The organism is Flavobacterium nitratireducens (assembly GCF_029625335.1).
In the GTDB taxonomy this organism is placed as follows: domain Bacteria; phylum Bacteroidota; class Bacteroidia; order Flavobacteriales; family Flavobacteriaceae; genus Flavobacterium; species Flavobacterium nitratireducens.
On the sequence record NZ_CP121111.1, the window covers coordinates 2,743,579 to 2,766,818 of the forward strand.

The 23,240-nt window shown below is 35.1% G+C and carries 16 protein-coding genes, 4 tRNA genes and 1 pseudogene; 20 read left to right on the forward strand and 1 reads right to left on the reverse strand.

Going from position 1 to position 23,240, the window contains the following annotated elements; all coding sequences use genetic code 11:
• The first annotated feature begins 68 nt into the window (after positions 1 to 68).
• The 17 genes and pseudogenes from P5P90_RS12920 (at position 69) to P5P90_RS13000 (ending at position 15,608) form a co-directional block, all read left to right on the forward strand.
• Positions 69 to 976: pseudogene (locus P5P90_RS12920) on the forward strand (tyrosine-type recombinase/integrase).
• Positions 977 to 994: 18 nt separating this feature from the next.
• Entirely contained in the window at positions 995 to 1,297 is a 303-nt protein-coding gene (hpf, locus tag P5P90_RS12925; protein WP_278035057.1) for a ribosome hibernation-promoting factor, HPF/YfiA family, read from the forward strand.
• 93 nt (positions 1,298 to 1,390) lie between these two features.
• Positions 1,391 to 1,464: transfer RNA gene (locus P5P90_RS12930), tRNA-Thr, on the forward strand.
• A gap of 28 nt (positions 1,465 to 1,492) precedes the next feature.
• A tRNA-Tyr gene (locus P5P90_RS12935) sits at positions 1,493 to 1,573 on the forward strand.
• A 50-nt stretch (positions 1,574 to 1,623) separates the two neighbouring features.
• Positions 1,624 to 1,695, forward strand: a tRNA-Thr gene (locus P5P90_RS12940).
• Between the two features lie 54 nt (positions 1,696 to 1,749).
• A complete protein-coding gene (tuf, locus tag P5P90_RS12945; RefSeq protein ID WP_278035058.1) occupies positions 1,750 to 2,937 on the forward strand; it encodes an elongation factor Tu in 1,188 nt (395 codons plus the stop codon).
• A 54-nt stretch (positions 2,938 to 2,991) separates the two neighbouring features.
• Positions 2,992 to 3,062, forward strand: a tRNA-Trp gene (locus P5P90_RS12950).
• Between the two features lie 15 nt (positions 3,063 to 3,077).
• Positions 3,078 to 3,275: a preprotein translocase subunit SecE gene (gene secE / locus P5P90_RS12955; RefSeq protein WP_278035059.1), complete on the forward strand. Its 198-nt coding sequence runs from the start codon at positions 3,078 to 3,080 to the stop codon at positions 3,273 to 3,275.
• Between the two features lie 9 nt (positions 3,276 to 3,284).
• The gene (nusG, locus tag P5P90_RS12960; RefSeq protein ID WP_278035060.1) at positions 3,285 to 3,836 is read left to right on the forward strand and encodes a transcription termination/antitermination protein NusG; all 552 of its coding nucleotides are present in this window, start codon (positions 3,285 to 3,287) and stop codon (positions 3,834 to 3,836) included.
• 66 nt (positions 3,837 to 3,902) lie between these two features.
• Positions 3,903 to 4,340: a 50S ribosomal protein L11 gene (gene rplK / locus P5P90_RS12965; RefSeq protein WP_066324992.1), complete on the forward strand. Its 438-nt coding sequence runs from the start codon at positions 3,903 to 3,905 to the stop codon at positions 4,338 to 4,340.
• Positions 4,341 to 4,353: 13 nt separating this feature from the next.
• Positions 4,354 to 5,043 carry a 50S ribosomal protein L1 gene (rplA, locus tag P5P90_RS12970; protein ID WP_278035061.1) on the forward strand — a complete coding sequence of 230 codons (690 nt, stop codon included), beginning with the start codon at positions 4,354 to 4,356 and terminating at the stop codon, positions 5,041 to 5,043.
• A gap of 22 nt (positions 5,044 to 5,065) precedes the next feature.
• The gene (gene rplJ, locus P5P90_RS12975) at positions 5,066 to 5,563 is read left to right on the forward strand and encodes a 50S ribosomal protein L10 (protein WP_278035062.1); all 498 of its coding nucleotides are present in this window, start codon (positions 5,066 to 5,068) and stop codon (positions 5,561 to 5,563) included.
• An 87-nt stretch (positions 5,564 to 5,650) separates the two neighbouring features.
• Positions 5,651 to 6,022 (forward strand): 50S ribosomal protein L7/L12, encoded by a 372-nt coding sequence (rplL, locus tag P5P90_RS12980; RefSeq protein WP_066324984.1) that lies wholly within the window; start codon positions 5,651 to 5,653, stop codon positions 6,020 to 6,022.
• 263 nt (positions 6,023 to 6,285) lie between these two features.
• Positions 6,286 to 10,098: a DNA-directed RNA polymerase subunit beta gene (gene rpoB, locus P5P90_RS12985; RefSeq protein WP_278035063.1), complete on the forward strand. Its 3,813-nt coding sequence runs from the start codon at positions 6,286 to 6,288 to the stop codon at positions 10,096 to 10,098.
• 282 nt (positions 10,099 to 10,380) lie between these two features.
• Entirely contained in the window at positions 10,381 to 14,688 is a 4,308-nt protein-coding gene (rpoC, locus tag P5P90_RS12990; protein WP_278035064.1) for a DNA-directed RNA polymerase subunit beta', read from the forward strand.
• A 90-nt stretch (positions 14,689 to 14,778) separates the two neighbouring features.
• Complete coding sequence (locus P5P90_RS12995; protein ID WP_278035065.1) at positions 14,779 to 15,081, forward strand: DUF3467 domain-containing protein; 303 nt, start codon at positions 14,779 to 14,781, stop codon at positions 15,079 to 15,081.
• Between the two features lie 173 nt (positions 15,082 to 15,254).
• Positions 15,255 to 15,608: a hypothetical protein gene (locus tag P5P90_RS13000; RefSeq protein WP_278035066.1), complete on the forward strand. Its 354-nt coding sequence runs from the start codon at positions 15,255 to 15,257 to the stop codon at positions 15,606 to 15,608.
• 76 nt (positions 15,609 to 15,684) lie between these two features.
• On the opposite strand, the gene P5P90_RS13005 is transcribed toward P5P90_RS13000, so the two are convergent.
• On the reverse strand, positions 15,685 to 17,274 hold the full coding sequence (locus tag P5P90_RS13005; protein WP_278035067.1) for a peptide chain release factor 3: 1,590 nt from the start codon (positions 17,272 to 17,274) through the stop codon (positions 15,685 to 15,687).
• Positions 17,275 to 17,638: 364 nt separating this feature from the next.
• On the opposite strand from P5P90_RS13005, the gene P5P90_RS13010 reads away from it, so the two are divergent.
• From P5P90_RS13010 to P5P90_RS13020, 3 genes are all read left to right on the forward strand, one after another.
• Entirely contained in the window at positions 17,639 to 19,033 is a 1,395-nt protein-coding gene (locus tag P5P90_RS13010; protein ID WP_422851743.1) for a peptidylprolyl isomerase, read from the forward strand.
• A 78-nt stretch (positions 19,034 to 19,111) separates the two neighbouring features.
• On the forward strand, positions 19,112 to 20,065 hold the full coding sequence (locus tag P5P90_RS13015) for an AAA family ATPase (protein WP_278035069.1): 954 nt from the start codon (positions 19,112 to 19,114) through the stop codon (positions 20,063 to 20,065).
• Between the two features lie 317 nt (positions 20,066 to 20,382).
• On the forward strand, positions 20,383 to 23,154 hold the full coding sequence (locus tag P5P90_RS13020; RefSeq protein ID WP_278035070.1) for a bifunctional aconitate hydratase 2/2-methylisocitrate dehydratase: 2,772 nt from the start codon (positions 20,383 to 20,385) through the stop codon (positions 23,152 to 23,154).
• Positions 23,155 to 23,240 lie beyond the last annotated feature (86 nt).

Sequence of the window (23,240 nt, forward strand, 5' to 3'; positions counted from 1 at the left end):
TTCTTTTTGAAACAAATATAACCGTTAGTGGTCAGATTTTTTATAAATTTGATGCTAACGGTTTTTTTATGGCTACAAATTTAGAAGCATTTGCGGATTATTTACAAAAGGAGAAAAAATATTCTCCTCACACGGTAGGTGCCTATGTTAAGGATGTGTCTGATTTTCAAGACTTCAATAAAGTGAATTTTGAACAGGAGGATATAGTGAAAGTTGAATATACTCAAATTCGTTCCTGGTTGGTTTTTCTGGTAGAAAGTGGGTTATCTTCTCTTTCGGTTAATCGAAAAGTGGCTTCGTTGAAAGCTTTTTATAAGTTTTTAATGAAAATTAAATATATTGAAGTGAGTCCGTTGCTTAAACATCGTTCCTTAAAGGTGTCTAAAAAAGTTCAGACTCCTTTTTCTGAGAAAGAATTAGAGATGGTGTTAGATGGTTTTCAGTTCAATGATGGTTTTGAAGCAGTTAGAGATAAGTTGTTGATTGAGTTGTTGTATTCGACAGGGATTAGACGGTCAGAATTGATAAATTTAAGACTAGATGCGGTTGATTTTTCGAATAAGAGTATTAAGGTTTTAGGGAAGAGAAATAAGGAGCGTATTATTCCTGTTTTGGAGATTGTTTTGAATCAAATGCGTTTGTATCTCAAGGAAAGAGAAGGTTTGTTCTTTGTTAAGGATCCGGAATATTTTTTTTAACAAAAAAAGGGTTAAAATTAAATGAATCTTTTGTGTATCGATTAATAAATTCTTATTTTAGTGATGTCTCCGAAAAGGTAAAAAGAAGCCCGCATATGTTAAGGCATACGTTTGCAACTCATTTATTAAATAACGGAGCTGATTTAAATTCAGTGAAAGAGTTGTTAGGGCATTCAAGTTTGGCTTCTACTCAGGTTTATACTCATAATAGTTTGTTAGAATTAAAAAAAGTATATGTTGGAGCGCATCCAAGAGGGAATAATGACTCTAAAGTTTAACCATTAAAAAAAATGATTATGAAGGTAAATGTTCATGCTGTTAACTTTAATGTTGACGGAAAGCTAGTTGATTTTGTTCAAGGAAGAATGGATAAATTAGAAAAGTATTATGACAGAGTGGTTTCTTCAGATGTTTATTTAAAAGTAGAAAAGACGAGCGAGAAGGAAAATAAAATCGTTGAGGTTAAAATTAATGTACCGGGAGATGACTTCTTGGTAAAAAAACAGTGCAAAAGCTTTGAAGAAGCTGTGGAATTGTCGGCTGAATCATTAGAGCGTTTGCTGGTAAAAAGGAAAGAAAAAATCAGAGCATATATATAATTTAAATTTTTTTCAAAAAATGTTTTGATTGAGAGATAAAATCTATACATTTGCAGTCCGTTAGAAATAACGGGCTTTTTTTTATAGATAAATGCCGATGTAGCTCAGCTGGCTAGAGCAGCTGATTTGTAATCAGCAGGTCGTGGGTTCGAGTCCCTCTATCGGCTCTTTTTTGAAATATTGGAATAAAGGATTGGGAAGATACTCAAGCGGCCAACGAGGACGGACTGTAAATCCGTTGGGTAACCTTCGCAGGTTCGAATCCTGCTCTTCCCACAAATAAAGATATTTAAAACCTTGCGTTTAGGTTTTAAGTCGATCTCTCTGCCGGTGTAGCTCAGGGGTAGAGTGCTTCCTTGGTAAGGAAGAGGTCACGGGTTCAAATCCCGTCATTGGCTCAATTAAGTAGGAAATTGAAATTAATATATAACTAAGATTAAAAATTAAGTAAAATGGCAAAAGAAAGTTTTAATCGTTCGAAACCGCACTTGAATATTGGTACTATCGGACACGTAGATCACGGAAAGACTACTTTGACTGCTGCGATCACTAAAGTATTATCTGATGCAGGATACTGTCAAGCTAAGTCTTTTGATCAAATTGACAACGCTCCAGAAGAGAAAGAAAGAGGTATTACTATCAATACATCTCACGTAGAGTATGAAACAGCTAACCGTCACTACGCTCACGTAGACTGTCCAGGTCACGCGGATTACGTTAAGAACATGGTTACTGGAGCTGCTCAAATGGACGGTGCCATCTTAGTAGTTGCTGCTACAGATGGTCCAATGCCACAAACTCGTGAGCACATCCTTTTAGGACGTCAAGTAGGTATTCCACGTATCGTTGTTTTCATGAACAAAGTGGATATGGTTGATGATGCTGAGTTATTAGAGCTTGTAGAGATGGAAATCAGAGATTTATTATCTTTCTATGAGTATGATGGTGACAACTGTCCAGTAATTCAAGGTTCAGCTTTAGGAGGATTAAACAATGATCCAAACTGGGTACCTAAAATTATCGAATTAATGGAAGCTGTTGATGCTTGGATCGAAGAGCCAGAGCGTGATGTTGCTAAACCATTCTTGATGCCAGTTGAGGACGTATTTACAATTACAGGTCGTGGAACTGTTGCTACAGGTCGTATCGAAACTGGAGTTGCTAACACTGGAGATCCTGTTGAAATCATTGGTATGGGGGCTGAAAAATTAACTTCTACAATTACTGGAGTTGAGATGTTCCGTAAAATCCTTGATAGAGGTGAAGCTGGAGATAACGTAGGTTTATTATTAAGAGGTATTGATAAAGCTGATATCAAACGTGGTATGGTTATTATTAAGCCAGGATCTGTTAAGCCACACAAAAAATTCAAAGCTGAGGTTTATATCTTGAAAAAAGAAGAAGGTGGACGTCACACTCCATTCCACAATAACTACCGTCCACAGTTCTACGTACGTACAACTGACGTAACAGGAGTTATCACTTTACCAGAAGGAGTAGAGATGGTTATGCCAGGGGACAACTTAACTATCAATGTTGAGTTATTAAGCCCAATCGCTATGAATGTAGGTTTACGTTTTGCTATCCGTGAAGGAGGTAGAACAGTAGGTGCTGGTCAAGTAACTGAAATCGTAGAGTAATCTATAATTAATAAATGTATTCAGTGTCGTTTTTAGTAATGACACTGAATTTTTACGGGCGTAGTTCAAGGGTAGAATAGCGGTCTCCAAAACCGTTGATGGGGGTTCGAATCCCTCCGCCCGTGCAAAAAAATATCATAATGGCAAAAATTGTTAATTACATATCAGAAGCATTTGAAGAATTGAAGTCAAATGTAACTTGGCCAGAATGGGCTGAGGTGCAAAGTCTAACAATTATTGTGGCTGTTTTTTCGGTACTATTTGCTTTAGCAACTTGGGGAGTGGATGAGTTTTTTGCAAATGCATTGGAAGGATTTTTTAACTGGTTAAAAGCGTAGTTTTATATTATGGCAGATAATAATGTTAAAAAATGGTATGTTGTTCGTGCAGTTAGTGGGCAAGAAAATAAGGTTAAGGCATATATAGAAACTGAGATCGCTAGATTAGGGATGTCTGATTATGTGTCACAAGTACTTGTTCCTACAGAGAAAGTAGTATCAGTAAAAGACGGAAAGAAATTAGTTAAGGAGAAAGTGTATTTTCCTGGCTATGTTATGATAGAGGCTAATTTAATAGGGGAGATACCTCATATTATTAAATCAGTAACAAGTGTTATTGGGTTCTTGGGAGAGACTAAAGGAGGAGAACCTGTTCCTTTAAGACTTTCTGAAGTTAACAGAATGCTTGGTAAGGTTGATGAGTTGGCTGTGAATACAGATACAAAAGCAATCCCATTCAGCTTGGGCGAAACAGTTAAGGTTATCGATGGGCCTTTCAACGGTTTCAATGGTTCAGTTGAAAAAATTAATGAAGAAAAGCGTAAACTTGAAGTTATGGTTAAGATTTTCGGAAGAAAAACACCATTAGAGTTGAGTTTTATGCAAGTTGAAAAAGTATAATTTTCGTTACACTATAATAATCACTTCAATTGCTTCCGTAAGTTGTTGTGTTAAATTTTTTAAAAAATGGCTAAAGAAATTAGTAAGGTAGTTAAACTACAAGTTAAGGGAGGTGCTGCGAATCCGTCGCCACCGGTTGGACCTGCTTTAGGAGCTGCTGGGGTTAATATCATGGAGTTCTGTAAGCAATTTAATGCTAGAACACAAGATAAACCTGGCAAAATATGCCCAGTGCAAATCACTGTGTATAAAGACAAATCATTCGATTTTGTTGTTAAGACTCCTCCTGCAGCAGTTCAGTTATTGGAAGCTGCAAAGCTAAAATCTGGTTCAGGTGAGCCTAATCGTAAAAAAGTAGCAAGTGTTACTTGGGAACAAATTAGAGCTATTGCTGAAGACAAAATGCCAGACTTAAATGCATTCACAATTGAGAAAGCTATGAGTATGGTTGCTGGAACAGCTAGATCTATGGGTATAACTGTATCAGGAGACGCTCCTTTTTAATTAAGAGAAAGACATGGCAAAATTGACAAAAAAGCAAAAAGAGGCTGCTTCAAAAATTGAAAAGAACAAATTATACTCTTTAAAAGATGCTGCTGCATTAATTAAAGTGGTTGCTTCTGCAAAATTTGATGAGTCTGTTGATATCGCAGTACGTTTGGGTGTAGATCCAAGAAAAGCGAATCAAATGGTTAGAGGTGTGGTAACATTGCCTCATGGAACAGGTAAAGATGTAAAAGTATTGGCATTAGTTACTCCAGATAAAGAAGCGGAAGCTAAGGAAGCTGGTGCAGATTATGTTGGTCTTGATGATTACTTACAAAAAATTAAAGATGGTTGGACTGATGTTGATGTTATCATCACTATGCCAGCTGTTATGGGTAAATTAGGTCCATTAGGTCGTATTTTAGGACCTAGAGGTTTAATGCCTAACCCTAAAACAGGTACAGTAACTATGGATGTTGCTAAAGCTGTTGCAGAGGTAAAAGCTGGTAAAATTGACTTTAAAGTTGATAAAACTGGTATCGTGCATGCAGGAATTGGTAAAGTTTCTTTCGGGGCTGAACAAATCGTTGAAAACGCACACGAAATTATTCAAACATTAATCAAACTTAAGCCAACTGCTGCTAAAGGTACCTATATTAAAGGTATTCACCTTACAAGCACAATGAGTCCTGCTATTGCATTAGACCCAAAAGCAGTATAATTGGTAGTTAAAAATTTTTAGTATGACTAGAGAAGAAAAATCAATCGCGATTGAAAATTTAACTGCACAGTTAGCTGGTACAAATATTATTTATGTATCTGATATTTCTGGACTTGATGCAGAAACAACTTCAAACTTAAGAAGAGCTTGTTTTAAAGCAGGTGTTAAATTAGAGGTTGTAAAGAATACGTTGCTTGCTAAAGCTATGGAAGCTTCTGAAAATGATTATGGTGATTTACCATCAGTATTGACTGGTAACAGCGCTATTCTTATTGCAGATGTTGCTAATGCACCTGGAAAAATTATTAAGGATTTCAGAAAAAAAGCAGCAAAACCTATTTTAAAAGGAGCTTATATTAATTCTGAAATTTATATTGGTGATGAGCAATTAGATGCTTTAGCTACAATTAAATCTAAAGAAGAACTTATTGGAGAAATCATCGGATTACTTCAATCTCCTGCACAAAGAATTATTTCTGCTCTTCAAAACCAGTTCGCTGGAGAAGAAACAGAAGCATAATAAAATGGAGTTAACGCTCCGTTTTATATAAAATTGCGCACAATAAATAAATTATAATTTCACAAATCATTTTAAAAGATAGAAAAAATGGCAGATTTGAAACAATTCGCAGAACAATTAGTTAACTTAACAGTTAAAGAAGTTAACGAATTAGCAACAATATTAAAAGATGAGTATGGTATCGAGCCTGCAGCTGCTGCTGTAGTTGTAGCTGGTGGTGCTGATGGTGGTGCAGCTGTTGAAGAGCAAACTGAATTCACTGTAGTATTAAAAGAGGCTGGAGCTTCTAAATTAGCTGTAGTTAAATTAGTAAAAGAATTAACTGGTTTAGGTCTTAAAGAAGCTAAAGATGTAGTTGACGGTGCTCCTTCTAACGTTAAAGAAGGTGTTTCTAAAGAAGAGGCTGAAGGTCTTAAAAAATCTTTAGAAGAAGCTGGAGCTGTAGTTGAGCTTAAATAAGTTTAAACAGTTTTAAAAACTAGGTTTAGGTCTTGAGTTAATCACTCAATGCCTAAACCATTTTTCGTATAATGAAATAGTTCAAATTTTATTATAGATATTAGTTTAAAATACGAAAAAGTTTTTGATCAATACGAAGAAAGAAAATAGACTGATACTTTGTTTATTTTTAAAGATGTGTTGGTTTTAAAAAAAGAAAGTATCCATTAAACAATGTGTTTTACACAAAAAATTACTTTTTTTAATCAAAATTTTGTCCATTGATGATAACAAATCAGACTGAAAGATTGAATTTTGCCTCTACAAAGAACATTCCTCAGTATCCAGATTTCTTGGATGTTCAGGTTAAGTCTTTCCAAGATTTTTTTCAATTAGAAACGAAATCAGACGAAAGAGGCAATGAAGGGTTATACAACACCTTCATGGAAAACTTCCCAATTACAGATACAAGAAATAACTTTGTATTGGAATTCCTGGATTATTTTGTTGATCCGCCACGTTATACAATACAAGAATGTATAGAAAGAGGTTTAACGCATAGTGTACCTTTAAAAGCAAGGTTAAAACTATACTGTACTGACCCAGAACACGAGGATTTTGAAACAATTGTTCAAGACGTATATCTTGGTACAATTCCTTACATGACTCCAAGTGGAACTTTTGTTATTAACGGTGCTGAGCGTGTAGTTGTATCACAACTTCACCGTTCTCCAGGTGTTTTCTTCGGACAATCATTCCACGCTAATGGAACAAAATTATATTCTGCCAGAGTAATTCCTTTTAAAGGATCTTGGATAGAATTCTCTACTGATATCAACAGCGTAATGTACGCGTATATCGATAGAAAGAAAAAATTACCTGTAACTACTTTATTCCGTGCTATTGGTTTTGAAAGAGATAAGGATATCCTTGAAATATTCGATCTTGCTGAAGAAATTAAAGTGTCTAAAACAGGACTTAAAAAATACATCGGTAGAAAACTTGCTGCACGTGTTTTGAATACATGGCATGAGGATTTCGTAGATGAGGATACTGGTGAGGTAGTTTCTATCGAACGTAACGAGATCATCCTTGATCGTGATACTATTATCGACAAAGATAATGTTGAAGAGATTATCGAGTCTAACGTAAAATCTATTTTGTTACACAAAGAGGATGCTAATCAAGCGGATTACGCTATCATCCACAATACGTTACAAAAAGATCCAACAAACTCTGAAAAAGAAGCTGTTGAGCATATCTACAGACAATTGCGTAACGCAGAACCGCCTGATGAAGAAACTGCTCGTGGTATTATAGATAAATTATTCTTCTCTGACCAACGTTACAACTTAGGTGAAGTAGGTCGTTACAGAATGAACAAAAAATTAAGTCTTGATATCCCAATGGACAAACAAGTTTTGACCAAAGAAGATATCATTACTATCGTGAAGTATTTAATTGAGTTGATTAATGCGAAAGCAGATATCGATGATATTGACCACTTATCAAACCGTCGTGTAAGAACAGTTGGTGAACAATTGTCTCAACAATTCGGTGTTGGTTTAGCACGTATGGCTAGAACTATTCGTGAGAGAATGAACGTTAGAGATAACGAGGTGTTTACACCAATTGATTTGATTAATGCTAAAACATTATCATCAGTTATCAACTCTTTCTTTGGTACTAACCAGTTATCTCAATTTATGGATCAAACGAATCCATTAGCTGAGATTACACACAAAAGAAGATTATCTGCACTTGGACCAGGTGGACTTTCGAGAGAGAGAGCTGGATTTGAGGTTCGTGACGTTCACTATACGCACTACGGACGTTTATGTCCTATTGAAACACCAGAGGGACCAAACATTGGTTTGATTTCTTCTCTTGGAGTTTATGCTAAAGTAAACGGAATGGGATTTATTGAAACTCCTTACCGTAAAGTAACTAATGGAGTAGTTGATTTAGTTTCTGAACCAACTTACTTAAGTGCTGAAGAAGAAGAAGGGATGTTAATTGCGCAAGCAAACATCGAGATGGAAGATTCTGGAAAAATTACTGCTGAAAACGTAATTGCTCGTGAAGAAGGAGATTTCCCAGTTGTTGATCCATCTAGCGTTCACTATACAGACGTTGCTCCTAATCAAATTGCTTCGATTTCGGCATCTTTGATTCCTTTCTTGGAGCATGATGATGCGAACCGAGCGTTGATGGGATCTAACATGATGCGTCAGGCCGTTCCATTGATTCGTCCTGAAGCTCCAATTGTAGGTACTGGTTTAGAGCGTCAAGTTGCTTCTGACTCTAGAGTATTAATCAATGCTGAAGGGCATGGTACTGTAGAATATGTTGATGCTAATATCATTACAATCAAATACGATCGTTCTGAAGAAGAAAGAATGGTAAGTTTTGATCCAGATGAAAAAACATATAACTTAATTAAATTCAGAAAAACGAACCAAGGAACAAGTATCAACTTGAAACCTATCGTAAGAAAAGGGGATAGAGTAGTTCCTGGACAAGTATTGTCAGAAGGTTATGCTACTGAAAATGGAGAACTAGCTTTAGGTAGAAACTTAAAAGTAGCGTTCATGCCATGGAAAGGGTATAACTTCGAGGATGCGATCGTAATTTCTGAGAAAGTAGTTCGTGATGACATCTTTACTTCAATCCACGTAGACGATTACTCATTAGAAGTAAGAGATACTAAATTAGGAAATGAAGAGCTAACGAACGATATTCCTAACGTTTCTGAAGAGGCTACTAAAGACTTAGATGAAAACGGTATGATTAGAATTGGTGCCGAGGTAAAACCTGGTGATATTCTTATCGGAAAAATTACACCTAAAGGAGAATCTGATCCAACTCCGGAAGAGAAATTGTTAAGAGCGATCTTCGGGGATAAAGCGGGTGATGTTAAGGATGCTTCATTGAAAGCTTCTCCATCTTTACATGGTGTAGTTTTAGACAAAAAATTATTTGCAAGAGCTGTAAAAGATAAACGTAAACGTACTCAAGATAAAGATGCTCTAGGAGCACTTGAAATGGAGTTCGAAGTTAAATTTACAGAGTTAAAAGATAGATTAATTGAGAAACTTTTCTTAATCGTAAATGGAAAAACATCGCAAGGTGTAATGAACGATTTGGGTGAAGAAGTTTTACCAAAAGGTAAAAAATATACCCAAAAAATGCTTTACGCTGTTGAAGATTTTGCTCACTTAAGCAAAGGTCAATGGGTAGCTGATGATGCAACTAATAAATTAGTTAATGATTTGATTCATAACTATAAAATTAAGTTGAACGATTTACAAGGAGCATTAAGAAGAGAGAAATTCACGATCACTGTTGGAGATGAATTACCATCAGGAATCTTGAAATTAGCTAAAGTTTACATTGCTAAGAAACGTAAGTTGAAAGTAGGGGATAAGATGGCGGGACGTCACGGTAACAAAGGTATCGTTGCTCGTATCGTTCGTCACGAAGATATGCCTTTCTTAGAAGATGGAACACCAGTTGATATCGTGTTGAACCCACTTGGAGTACCATCACGTATGAACATTGGTCAGATTTACGAAACGGTTCTTGGATGGGCTGGGCAAAAATTAGGTAGAAAATATGCTACTCCAATTTTTGACGGTGCTACTTTAGATCAAATTAATGCTTTAACAGATGAGGCAGGAATTCCAAGATTCGGTCATACGTATTTATATGACGGAGGTACTGGAGAGCGTTTCCACCAACCAGCAACAGTAGGGGTTATCTATATGTTGAAATTAGGACACATGGTTGATGATAAGATGCACGCACGTTCTATCGGTCCATACTCGTTGATTACACAACAACCACTTGGAGGTAAGGCTCAATTTGGAGGTCAACGTTTTGGAGAGATGGAGGTTTGGGCACTTGAGGCTTATGGTGCTTCTAGTACACTTAGAGAAATCTTAACCGTGAAGTCGGATGACGTAATCGGAAGAGCTAAAACTTACGAAGCTATCGTAAAAGGTGAAACAATGCCAGAACCTGGATTACCAGAATCATTCAATGTATTGATGCATGAATTGAAAGGTCTTGGACTTGATATTCGTTTAGAAGAATAGTATATAGTATTCAGTGTTCAGTATTTTAGTAATCAGTGATAAACTGCAAACTAAAAACTGAATACTGAACACTTTTTTTAAATTAGTTTTCAAGATTTATACCCGTAAACCGTTCCGATTTTTTATTGAAACTAAGAAGTTTTAATAACTAGCACTTTAATAAAGAATTAAAGTTTAGAGAAGTAATTCGTGGTAGTGTTGTAATTGTTAGTTTAAAAACATCAAGCTTTCAGTTGCAACAAGAATCAATTTTTAATTGCAAATAAATCAATAGTAAAAACTATGATGAACAATAGAAACAATAAAGAGAAAAACCAAGTAAAAAGGTTTGACAAAATTTCGATAGGATTAGCTTCTCCTGAATCTATCTTGAAAGAATCAAGAGGTGAGGTTTTGAAGCCAGAAACTATCAATTATAGAACGCACAAACCGGAACGTGACGGTCTTTTCTGCGAAAGAATTTTCGGTCCAGTAAAAGATTTTGAATGTGCTTGTGGTAAATACAAAAGAATCCGTTATAAAGGAATCATTTGTGACCGTTGTGGAGTTGAAGTTACAGAGAAAAAAGTGCGTAGAGATAGAGTTGGACACATCAACTTGGTAGTGCCAATTGCTCACATTTGGTATTTCCGTTCTCTTCCAAATAAAATTGGATACATTTTAGGTCTTCCGTCTAAGAAATTAGATATGATTATCTATTATGAAAGATACGTAGTAATTCAACCAGGTATCGCTAAAAATGCTGATGGTGAATCATTACAAAGATTAGATTTCTTAACTGAAGAAGAGTACTTAAATATTTTAGATACACTTCCTCAGGATAATCAATATTTAGATGATTTTGATCCTAATAAATTTGTTGCCAAAATGGGGGCAGAGTGTATTATGGACTTGTTAGCTCGTATTGACTTAGATGCATTGTCATATGAATTAAGACACAGTGCTAACAACGAAACATCTAAACAACGTAAAACAGAAGCGTTAAAAAGATTACAAGTTGTTGAATCTTTCCGTGAGTCTAACGAAAACCGCGAAAACCGTCCTGAATGGATGATCATGAAAGTGGTTCCAGTTATTCCACCAGAATTGCGTCCGTTAGTTCCACTTGATGGAGGTCGTTTTGCAACTTCAGATTTAAATGACTTATACCGTCGTGTAATTATACGTAACAACCGTTTGAAAAGATTAATGGAGATTAAAGCTCCTGAAGTAATCTTGAGAAACGAAAAACGTATGTTACAAGAATCTGTAGATTCATTATTTGACAACACACGTAAAGCTTCTGCTGTTAAAACAGAATCTAACAGACCATTAAAATCATTATCGGACTCATTAAAAGGTAAGCAAGGACGTTTCCGTCAAAACTTATTAGGTAAACGTGTGGATTATTCTGCTCGTTCGGTAATTGTTGTTGGACCGGAGTTAAAAATGTTTGAATGTGGTCTTCCAAAAGATATGGCTGCTGAATTGTACAAACCTTTTGTAATCCGTAAATTGATCGAAAGAGGTATTGTAAAAACAGTTAAATCAGCTAAGAAAATCATCGATAAAAAAGAGCCGGTAGTTTGGGATATTCTTGAAAATGTAATCAAAGGACACCCAGTATTACTGAACCGTGCTCCTACATTGCACCGTTTGGGTATCCAAGCTTTCCAACCAAAATTAATTGAAGGAAAAGCGATTCAGTTACACCCATTAACGTGTACGGCTTTCAACGCGGATTTCGATGGTGACCAGATGGCAGTTCACTTGCCATTAGGACCTGAAGCAATCCTTGAAGCGCAATTATTGATGCTTGCTTCTCACAATATCTTGAACCCTGCTAATGGTGCTCCTATTACAGTACCTTCTCAGGACATGGTTTTGGGTCTTTATTATATGACCAAAGAGCGTTTATCAACTCCGGAAAAGAAAATTTTAGGAGAAGGATTAACTTTCTATTCTGCTGAAGAGGTTAACATCGCGTTAAACGAAGGAAGATTAGAATTGAATGCTCGTGTGAAAATTAGAGCAAAAGATTTAAATGAAAATGGAGAGTTAGTATATAAAATTATCCAAACAACTGCTGGACGTGTATTGTTTAATGAAGTAGTACCAGAAGCTGCAGGATATATCAATGATGTATTAACTAAGAAAAACTTAAGAGATATTATCGGTCACGTATTAAATTCAACAAGTGTACCTGAAACGGCTGCCTTCTTGGATAACATGAAAGATATGGGATATAAATTCGCATTCCGCGGAGGATTATCATTCTCATTAGGTGATATTAGAATTCCAGAGCAAAAAACACAATTGATCGCTGACGCAAGAGAGCAAGTAGAAGGAATTTCTATGAACTATAACATGGGTCTTATTACGAATAACGAACGTTATAATCAAGTAATTGACGTATGGACTTCTGCAAATGCTCAATTAACAGAGTTAGCTATGAAAAACATTAGAGAAGACCAGCAAGGATTCAACTCTGTGTATATGATGCTTGATTCTGGAGCTCGTGGATCTAAAGAGCAAATTCGTCAGTTAACTGGTATGCGTGGTTTGATGGCTAAGCCTAAAAAATCGACTGCTGGTGGTGGTGAAATTATTGAAAACCCGATTCTTTCTAACTTTAAGGAAGGTCTATCGATCCTTGAGTACTTTATCTCTACTCACGGGGCTCGTAAAGGTCTTGCCGATACCGCTCTTAAAACAGCCGATGCTGGTTACTTAACAAGAAGATTACATGACGTTTCTCAAGACGTTATTGTTAATCTTGAGGATTGTGGAACCCTTAGAGGAGTTGAAGTTTCGGCATTGAAAAAGAATGAAGAAATTGTTGAGTCATTAGGAGAAAGAATTTTAGGACGTGTTGCGTTACAAGACGTAATTAATCCGTTAACTAATGAAGTATTAGTTGCTTCTGGTGAACAAATCACAGAATCGATCGTTAAAGCTATTGAAGCTTCTCCATTAGAAAGTGTAGAAGTTCGTTCTCCATTAACTTGTGAGGCATTAAAAGGAATTTGTGCTAAATGTTACGGACGTAACTTAGCTACTGGAAAAATGACTCAAAGAGGTGAGGCTGTAGGTGTTATTGCTGCACAGTCTATTGGAGAGCCAGGTACACAGTTAACACTTCGTACGTTCCACGTTGGAGGGGTTGCAGGAGGTATCTCTGAAGAGTCTAGCATCATTGCTAAATTCCCAGGAAGATTAGAAGTAGAAGACTTGAAAACAGTTAAAGGAGAAGATAACGAAGGAAACGAAGTGGATATCGTTATTTCACGTTCTACTGAATTGAAATTAGTTGATGAGAAAACTGGAATCGTATTAAATACACATAACATACCTTATGGATCTAGTATCTACGTGAAAGACGGAGATTCTATTGGAAAAGGAGAGGTTATCTGTAAATGGGATCCATATAACGGGGTAATTGTTTCTGAATTTACAGGAAAAATAGCTTACGAAGATTTAGAGCAAGGACAAACGTTCATGGTTGAAATCGATGAGCAAACAGGATTCCAAGAAAAAGTAATTTCTGAGGCTAGAAATAAAAAATTAATACCAACTTTATTAGTATATGGTAAAGATGGTGAATTAATCCGTTCTTACAACTTACCAGTAGGTGCACACCTTATGGTAGAAGATGGTGAGAAAATTAAAGCAGGTAAAGTATTAGTAAAAATCCCTCGTCGTTCTTCTAAATCTGGAGATATCACGGGAGGTTTACCAAGAATTACGGAGCTTTTAGAGGCTCGTAATCCTTCTAACCCAGCTGTAGTTTCTGAAATTGATGGAGTTGTTTCTTTTGGTAAAATTAAAAGAGGTAACCGTGAGATCATTATCGAATCTAAGTTTGGAGAAATTAAGAAATACTTGGTGAAATTATCTAGCCAAATTCTTGTTCAAGAAAATGACTTCGTAAGAGCTGGATCTCCATTATCTGATGGTGCTATTACACCAGATGATATCTTAAGAATTCAAGGGCCATCTGCTGTACAACAGTATTTGGTAAATGAAATTCAAGAGGTTTACCGTTTACAAGGGGTAAAAATTAACGATAAGCACTTTGAGGTTGTAATTCGTCAAATGATGCGTAAAGTTCAAGTTCAAGATCCAGGAGATACATTGTTCTTAGAAGATCAATTGATTCATACTAAAGACTTTATCGTAGAAAACGATAAGTTGTACGGAATGAAAGTAGTTGAAAACGCTGGTGACTCTACTAACTTAAAAGAAGGTCAAATCGTTACGCCACGTCAATTGAGAGATGAGAATTCTTTATTGAAACGTTCTGATAAAAACCTAGTTATTGCTCGTGATGTAGTTACTGCAACTGCAACTCCAGTATTACAAGGTATTACAAGAGCTTCACTTCAAACAAAATCGTTTATTTCTGCTGCTTCGTTCCAAGAAACAACAAAAGTATTAAACGAGGCTGCTGTTGCTGGTAAAGTGGATCTATTGGAAGGATTGAAAGAAAATGTTATCGTAGGACACAGAATCCCTGCAGGTACAGGTATGAGAGAGTATGATAACGCTATCGTAGGTTCTAAAGAAGATTACAACGATATGATGGCAAACAAAGAAGAATATATTTACTAGTAAATAATATACTTTAATATTAAAAATAGGAAGATTACCTCGTGTAGTCTTTCTATTTTTTTTATATTGTCACTTTAAAAATTGAAAAAGATGAAAGATCAACAAGAACAAATCAATATTGAATTAGACGAACAAACAGCGGAAGGAATTTATTCTAATTTAGCGATTATTAACCACTCAGCTTCTGAGTTTGTATTAGACTTTATAAGTATAATGCCCGGTGTTCCAAAGGCTAAAGTAAAATCGAGGATAGTCTTGACTCCACAACATGCAAAAAGATTATTGAAAGCAATTGGCGATAATATCCACCGTTATGAGTTGGCTCATGGAGAAATTAAAGATACCGAGCATACTCCAATACCATTAAATTTTGGGCCTGCCGGTCAAGCATAATTTTTAAAAGGTTTTCTATTTGAAAGCCTTTTTTTATGCTTTTTCCTATGTTTAATTTTGAATTTTTAGTAGCTAAACGAGTTTTAGAGTTGTTTGTCGGAAATTTTTTTTACTGCTTTTGTATTGCTATAGATTTGTTTCATAATTAAATACAAACAGTAGAAACAAAGGTCATGAATCACTTAAACACAAATAGTACAAAATCTAAATTGATGATGTCAATTTTGTTTTTTATGTTCTTTTTCGTGTTTTCATTTTCGGGCTATAGCCAATCACAACCTGCTAAGGCTATCGAAATTAAAGGAAATGAAACGGCTACTAATGTTAAATTAGAAAGTACTAGAGCTACCTCTAATATGGAATTTGCTCTTTGGTTTATGGGTACTAAACAAGATCCAAATTCAAATATATCTTCAGAAGGTGCTAATGCGAAAAAAGTAATTATTACTTCAGGAATCGCTCCAAATCGTGTTTTAATTAAAGCCTTTTTGAAAAAAGTAGTTAGCTACGAAAACGCATTATCATAATTTTAAAAATTAAAAATATAAAAAAAACGTCTCGAGAAATCGGGACGTTTTTTTTGTGTTATGATAAATTTTATTGCTAATCTAATTCAGAAGTAAAGTACAACTTGACACTAGGGTATTTATTTTGTGTCATTTGAATGGTAAAATCTGAATCAGCAAGGAAAACCAATTGATCGTATTTGTCTTTTGCTAAGAATTTTTGTTTGATACGTTTAAATTCTTTGAATTCATCGTTTTTAGGATCATCAGGCTTTACCCAACAAGCTTTATGTACAGGGAAGTTTTCATAAGTACATTTAGCACCGTATTCGTGCTCTAAACGGTATTGGATAACCTCATATTGAAGTGCTCCAACGGTACCTATTACTTTACGATTGTTCATTTCTAAAGTAAATAACTGCGCTACACCCTCGTCCATTAACTGGTCAACCCCTTTGTCCAATTGTTTTGCTTTCATTGGGTCAGCATTATTAATGTATCTAAAGTGTTCCGGAGAGAAACTTGGAATTCCTTTAAAATTCATAATTTCTCCTTCGGTTAAAGTATCGCCAATTTTGAAATTTCCTGTGTCGTGAAGTCCTACAATATCGCCTGGATATGAAATATCTACAATCTCTTTTTTCTCTGCAAAAAAGGCATTCGGACTAGAGAATTTTAGGTTTTTCTTTTGGCGAACATGATAGTATGGTTTGTTTCTTTCAAAAGTCCCAGAAACAATCTTGATGAAGGCCAAACGGTCACGGTGTTTAGGATCCATATTAGCATGGATTTTAAATACAAAACCTGATAATTTTTCTTCTTCTGGTTTCACGGGGCGCGTATCAGAATCTTTTACTCTTGGAGAAGGAGCGATAGTAATGAAACAATCTAATAATTCCCTAACTCCAAAATTATTTAATGCTGAACCGAAGAATACAGGTTGTAATTTTCCTTCTAAATAATCTTCACGGTTGAATTTTGGATACACTTCATCAATTAATTCTAATTCTTCGCGAAGTCTTTCAGCCGGTTTTTGGCCAATTATTTTTTCTAATTCAGGGTTTTGAACATCTTCAAAAGCAATCGTTTCTTCAATGTTTTTACGGCTATCACCACTAAAAAGGTTGATGTTTTGTTCCCAAAGGTTGTAGATTCCTTGAAAATCATACCCCATACCAATAGGGAAACTTAAAGGTGTCACTTTTAATCCTAATTTTTGTTCCACTTCGTCCATGAGGTCGAATGCATCATTTCCTTCACGGTCCAATTTGTTAATGAAAACAATGATTGGAATTTTACGCATTCTACATACGGCAACCAACTTTTCAGTTTGTTCCTCAACCCCTTTAGCAACGTCAATTACCACAATAACACTGTCAACTGCAGTAAGCGTTCTAAAAGTGTCTTCGGCAAAATCTTTGTGCCCTGGTGTATCCAGAATATTAATTTTTTTGTCCTTATAGTTAAATGCCAAAACAGAAGTAGAAACCGAAATCCCTCTTTGGCGTTCAATTTCCATAAAGTCACTTGTTGCCCCTTTTTTTATTTTGTTGCTTTTTACAGCGCCAGCTTCTTGGATAGCACCTCCAAAAAGCAGTAATTTTTCTGTTAAGGTTGTTTTTCCAGCATCAGGATGCGAGATGATTCCGAATGTTCTTCTTTTTTGTATTTCTTCTAAAAAACTCATAGCTAATTCTAAATGGTTTGCAAAAGTACTATTTATAAATGCGATTTGAAAATAAATACGTTTTCAAGTTTTTACTTTCAATTGATAGTCTAGTTTCTTTTGATATTTAGCATGATTTGAAAGACAATTAGTTTTTTATTAAATAGGTTTTCTTTTCGAAGATAATTTTTTGTTAATACTCAAAGCTAAACTTGTTTAATGTAATTGAATTGTTATTTTTGTTCGCTTTTACTATGACAAAACACAAAGATTTTGGTTTTAAGTTATTATCTTGCCAATCTAAAGTTTAGGCAAAATACATTTGCCTTTTGTTGAAACATAAAACAATACATTTATAAAGAAAATAAGAATGAAATCCATAACTATGAAGAATACATTACTGTTTTTTATTGCGTTACTTTTAAATACTGCAATGAATGCGCAAGAAATAATAAAAGACAGTGTAGTTGTTGATAAGCAACAAAAATCATCAGGTCAAAGACAAAAAATCGATGGAATTATTGCAACTGTTGGGGATTATATTGTTTTGGATTCAGATATTGATAAGGCTTTTTTAGAAATTACAAGTCAGGGAGGTTCTGTTAAAGATATTACCAGATGCCAAATGTTAGGGAAACTTTTGGAAGATAAATTATATGCACATCAGGCTGTTCAGGATAGTGTTAAAGTAACAGACGCAGAAATTAAATCGTTGATGGACGAGAGACTTGGTTTTATGCTACAGCAACTTGGTTCGATGGAAAAAGTAGTCAAATATTATAAAAAAGATACTGAAGAAGAATTTAGAACCTATTTTTTTGATATTTTGAAGGAGAACAAGTTAAGTTCTGAAATGCAAAAAAAGATTGTTGACGAGGTTCAAATTACTCCGGAAGAGGTTCGTAATTTCTTTAAAAAACTAGGAAAAGATGAATTGCCAGTTTTTGGAGCCGAAATGGAAGTTGCGCAAATTGTGGTAGAACCTAAAATTACCCAAGCAGAAAAACAAAAGGTTATTGATCGATTGAATGGTTTTAAAAAAGACATTCAGGAAGGTTCTAGTTTTGCTACAAAAGCAGTTTTGTATTCCCAAGATCCAGGATCGAGATCAAGTGGTGGTTTTTATAAAATGACCAGAAAAACGCCATTTGTCAAAGAGTTTAAAGATGTGGCTTTTAGTTTGCAAGAAGGTGAGATTTCTGAGCCATTCGAAACCGAATATGGATACCATATCATTTATTTGGAGAAGATTAAAGGTCAGGAACTAGAGCTGCGTCATATTTTATTGACTCCTGCAATTAGTAAGGAATCCATGGACGAAGCCAAAGAGAAAATAGAATTGATAAGAAAGCGTATTATGGATAAAGAGATTTCTTTTGCAGATGCAGCTAGAACAATGTCTGATCAAAAAGAAACTCGTGCTAATGGTGGAATTTTAATAAATCCAAATACTCAAGATACCCGTTTTGAATTAACTAAAATGGACGCTTCATTGTATTCACAAGTTTCAAATTTAAAAGACAATGAAATTTCGATGCCTATTGTCGATGAAACCCAATCAGGTAAAAAGTTTTATAAGATAATAACCGTTACGAATAGAATTAATGAACATACTGCTGATTATGCACAGGATTATGTGAAAATTAAAGAGTTGGCTTTGAAAGAAAAACAAATTAAAGCTATCGGGAAATGGTTTGATGAGAAAATTAAAGAAACCTATATTAAAATTATTAGCGAATATAGAGATTGTAGCTTTACTAATAATTGGTTAAAAAAATAATTTGTTCAAAATAAATAAAAAGAGTTAGCTTTATGAATTCATAAAGTTGACTCTTTTTTAATTTAAAATAGTTTTAAAATGTCGGATGTTGCAGCAATACAAAATTTAGTACAAAAACGCATAGAATTAAAAAATGAAATTGCAAAAAAGATAGTTGGTCAGGAAGATGTTATCAATCAGTTATTGTTATGCATTTTTTCAGGGGGGCACGCTTTGTTAGTTGGGGTTCCAGGATTAGCCAAAACATTAATGGTAAATGCTATTTCAGAAGCATTAGGGCTACAGTTTAAAAGAATTCAGTTTACACCTGATTTGATGCCTTCGGATATTTTAGGAAGTGAAATTTTAGATGAAAATCGTCAGTTTAAGTTTGTAAAAGGGCCTGTTTTTTCTAATATTATTTTAGCTGATGAAATTAACAGAACCCCGCCGAAAACACAGGCAGCTTTGTTAGAAGCCATGCAGGAACGTTCAGTAACTATTGCAGGTGTGAATCATAAATTGGACTTGCCTTATTTTGTTTTAGCTACGCAAAATCCAATCGAGCAGGAGGGGACTTATCCTTTACCTGAGGCACAATTAGACCGTTTTATGTTTGCGGTTAAATTGGCTTATCCAACTTTTGAAGAAGAAGTTCAGGTGGTTAAAAGAACAACTTCGGATGTGAGTCAAACTATTAATCCATTGTTTACAGCACAAGAAATTATCGATTTTCAACATTTGATTCGAAGAATTCCTGTTGCAGATAATGTTGTAGAATATGCAGTGCGATTAGTAGGTAAAACACGACCAGATAGTTATTTGGCAACGGATTATGTGAAAAATTACTTGGATTGGGGAGCTGGTCCTCGTGCTTCTCAAAACTTGATTTTGGCAGCTAAAGCGCATGCAGCATTTAATGGAAAATTTTCACCGGATATTGAAGATGTTGCAGTGGTTGCTACTTCGATTTTAAGACATCGAATTATTAAAAATTACAAAGCTGATGCCGAAGGAATTACAGAAGAAATGATTATACAAAAGCTTCTTTAGTGCTTTAAAATTGGTCGAATAAGGGAAATTAAGGCCTTTCTATGTAACAACAAGTTTTAAGTTTGTTAGAAATTATTTAGCCTATTTATTGATTGTTTATAAAATAAGTCAAAAAATGCTTTTTTTCTTTATTTAACGGCCTTTGAAGGCAGATTATTTAATAATGTGTTTTTCGTCTAGTTGAGGCTATTAAATTTTTTTTAATATCGTCTTAAATAACTAAATTTGCATTCCGTTTATAAAAAAACACCTAAAATTATGGCATTTAGGTTTTATAATTTAAGAAATTTGCCATTAACATTGAAAATAATTCAATTATGAACATTTATAGCGATTACATCAAGGAGATCGAAGAAAGAAAAATTCAGGGACTTCACCCAAAGCCAATTGATGATGCTCAATTGTTAAGCGAAATCATTGCGCAAATTAAAGATTTAGATAACGAAAACAGAGAAGATTCTCTTCAATTTTTTATTTACAACACTTTGCCGGGTACAACAAGTGCAGCTGGTGAAAAGGCTAAGTTTTTAAAAGAGATTATTTTAGGTGAATCTGTAGTGAAAGAAATCACTCCAACATTTGCATTTGAGTTGTTATCTCACATGAAGGGTGGGGCTTCAATCAAAGTTTTACTTGATTTAGCCTTGGGTAATGATGCCGCTATCGCTCAACAAGCCGCAGATGTTCTTAAAACGCAAGTGTATCTTTATGATGCAGATACTAGCCGTTTAAAAGAAGCTTTTGAAAATGGTAATGCTATCGCAAAAGAAATTATCGAAAGTTATGCTAAAGCTGAGTTCTTTACTAAACTTCCAGATGTTGCAGAAGAAATTAAAGTGGTTACTTTTATCGCAGGTGAAGGAGATATCTCAACGGATTTACTTTCTCCAGGAAACCAAGCACACTCTCGTTCTGACCGTGAATTACACGGAAAATGTATGATTAGTGCTGAAGCTCAAGAAGAAATCAAAGCTTTACAAGCCCAGCATCCTGATAAATCAGTAATGTTAATTGCTGAAAAAGGAACAATGGGAGTTGGTTCTTCTCGTATGTCAGGTGTAAATAACGTTGCTCTTTGGACAGGTAAACAAGCTAGTCCTTATATTCCATTCGTTAACTTTGCTCCAATTGTAGGAGGTACTAATGGTATTTCTCCAATTTTCTTAACTACGGTTGATGTAACTGGAGGTATTGGAATTGACCTTAAAAACTGGGTTAAAAAAACAGATGCTAACGGTGAAATTGTACGTGATGCTAATGGAGAGCCAGTATTAGAGCAAAAATATTCTGTTGCTACAGGTACTGTTTTAACAATCAATACAAAAACTAAAAAATTATATAATGGAGACCAAGAGTTGATTGATATTTCAAGATCATTCACTCCTCAAAAAATGGAATTCATTAAAGCGGGTGGATCTTACGCGATTGTATTTGGTAAAAAATTACAAACTTTCGCTGCTAAAACATTAGGAGTTGAAGCTCTTGCTGTATTTGCTCCATCAAAAGAAATTTCACATGAAGGACAAGGTCTTACTGCTGTTGAGAAAATCTTCAACAGAAATGCGGTAGGAACAACTCCAGGAAAAGTATTGCATGCTGGTTCTGACGTTCGTGTAGAAGTAAACATAGTTGGTTCTCAAGATACAACAGGTTTGATGACTGCTCAAGAGCTAGAATCTATGGCTGCTACAGTAATTTCTCCAATCGTTGATGGTGCTTACCAATCAGGATGTCACACTGCTTCAGTTTGGGATAAAAAAGCACAAGCTAACATTCCTAAATTGATGAAATTTATGAATGATTTCGGTTTGATTACTGCTCGTGACCCTAAAGGAGTGTATCATGCAATGACTGACGTTATCCACAAAGTACTTAATGATATTACTATTGATGAGTGGGCGATAATCATTGGTGGAGACTCTCACACTCGTATGTCAAAAGGGGTTGCTTTTGGTGCTGACTCAGGAACTGTTGCTTTAGCTTTAGCTACTGGTGAGGCTTCTATGCCAATTCCAGAGTCTGTAAAAGTAACTTTCAAAGGAGAAATGAAATCATACATGGATTTCCGTGATGTGGTTCACGCTACACAAGCGCAAATGTTGAAACAATTTGGTGGAGAGAATGTATTCCAAGGTAGAATTATCGAGGTTCACATAGGAACACTTACTGCTGACCAAGCGTTTACATTTACAGATTGGACTGCTGAAATGAAAGCTAAAGCTTCTATCTGTATTTCTGAAGATGAGACATTAATCGAATCGTTAGAAATTGCTAAAGGTAGAATCCAAATCATGATTGATAAAGGTATGGATAATGCTAAGCAAGTATTGAAAGGTTTAATTGCTAAAGCTGATAAGAGAATTGCAGAGATTAGATCTGGTGAAAAACCAGCTTTAACTCCGGATGCAAATGCTAAATATTATGCAGAAGTGGTAGTTGATCTTGATGTTATTGCTGAGCCAATGATTGCTGATCCAGATGTAAATAACGCTGACGTTTCTAAACGTTATACGCACGATACAATCAGACCTCTTTCTTACTATGGTGGTGAGAAAAAAGTAGATCTTGGATTTATTGGTTCTTGTATGGTTCACAAAGGAGATATGAAAATCCTAGCTCAAATGCTTAAAAATATCGAAGCTCAAAATGGTAAAGTAGAATTCCAAGCACCTCTTGTAGTGGCTCCTCCTACTTATAACATTGTTGATGAATTGAAAGCCGAAGGTGACTGGGAAGTATTGCAAAAATATTCAGGTTTTGAATTCGATGATAATGCACCAAAAGGAGCTGCTCGTACTGAATATGAAAAAATGTTATACTTAGAGCGTCCAGGTTGTAACCTTTGTATGGGTAACCAAGAGAAAGCTTCTAAGGGAGATACTGTTATGGCAACATCAACTCGTTTATTCCAAGGAAGGGTAGTTGAGGATTCAGCGGAGAAAAAAGGAGAATCATTACTTTCTTCAACTCCAGTTGTAGTGTTATCAACCATTTTAGGTAGAACGCCAAATATTGAAGAATATACAGCCGCTGTTAAAGGTATTAACTTAACTAAGTTTGCTCCTTCTCACAAATTACTAGTGAAATAATCATAAGATTAGTTAAATAAATTAAAAGCCTAAGTTAATTGACTTAGGCTTTTTTTATTGCTTCACTATTTTTTTGTAACTTGTGG

Bases quoted from the DNA above. Each gene is read 5' to 3' on its own strand.
- tuf (WP_278035058.1), top strand. From the start codon at position 1,750: ATGGCAAAAGAAAGTTTTAATCGTTCGAAACCGCACTTGAATATTGGT.
- rplJ (WP_278035062.1), top strand. From the start codon at position 5,066: ATGACTAGAGAAGAAAAATCAATCGCGATTGAAAATTTAACTGCACAG.
- rplK (WP_066324992.1), top strand. From the start codon at position 3,903: ATGGCTAAAGAAATTAGTAAGGTAGTTAAACTACAAGTTAAGGGAGGT.
- rplA (WP_278035061.1), top strand. From the start codon at position 4,354: ATGGCAAAATTGACAAAAAAGCAAAAAGAGGCTGCTTCAAAAATTGAA.
- P5P90_RS12995 (WP_278035065.1), top strand. From the start codon at position 14,779: ATGAAAGATCAACAAGAACAAATCAATATTGAATTAGACGAACAAACA.
- secE (WP_278035059.1), top strand. From the start codon at position 3,078: ATGGCAAAAATTGTTAATTACATATCAGAAGCATTTGAAGAATTGAAG.
- P5P90_RS13020 (WP_278035070.1), top strand. From the start codon at position 20,383: ATGAACATTTATAGCGATTACATCAAGGAGATCGAAGAAAGAAAAATT.
- P5P90_RS13005 (WP_278035067.1), bottom strand. From the start codon at position 17,274: ATGAGTTTTTTAGAAGAAATACAAAAAAGAAGAACATTCGGAATCATC.
- hpf (WP_278035057.1), top strand. From the start codon at position 995: ATGAAGGTAAATGTTCATGCTGTTAACTTTAATGTTGACGGAAAGCTA.
- P5P90_RS13000 (WP_278035066.1), top strand. From the start codon at position 15,255: ATGAATCACTTAAACACAAATAGTACAAAATCTAAATTGATGATGTCA.
- rpoB (WP_278035063.1), top strand. From the start codon at position 6,286: ATGATAACAAATCAGACTGAAAGATTGAATTTTGCCTCTACAAAGAAC.
- P5P90_RS13010 (WP_422851743.1), top strand. From the start codon at position 17,639: ATGAAGAATACATTACTGTTTTTTATTGCGTTACTTTTAAATACTGCA.
- rplL (WP_066324984.1), top strand. From the start codon at position 5,651: ATGGCAGATTTGAAACAATTCGCAGAACAATTAGTTAACTTAACAGTT.
- P5P90_RS13015 (WP_278035069.1), top strand. From the start codon at position 19,112: ATGTCGGATGTTGCAGCAATACAAAATTTAGTACAAAAACGCATAGAA.
- nusG (WP_278035060.1), top strand. From the start codon at position 3,285: ATGGCAGATAATAATGTTAAAAAATGGTATGTTGTTCGTGCAGTTAGT.
- rpoC (WP_278035064.1), top strand. From the start codon at position 10,381: ATGATGAACAATAGAAACAATAAAGAGAAAAACCAAGTAAAAAGGTTT.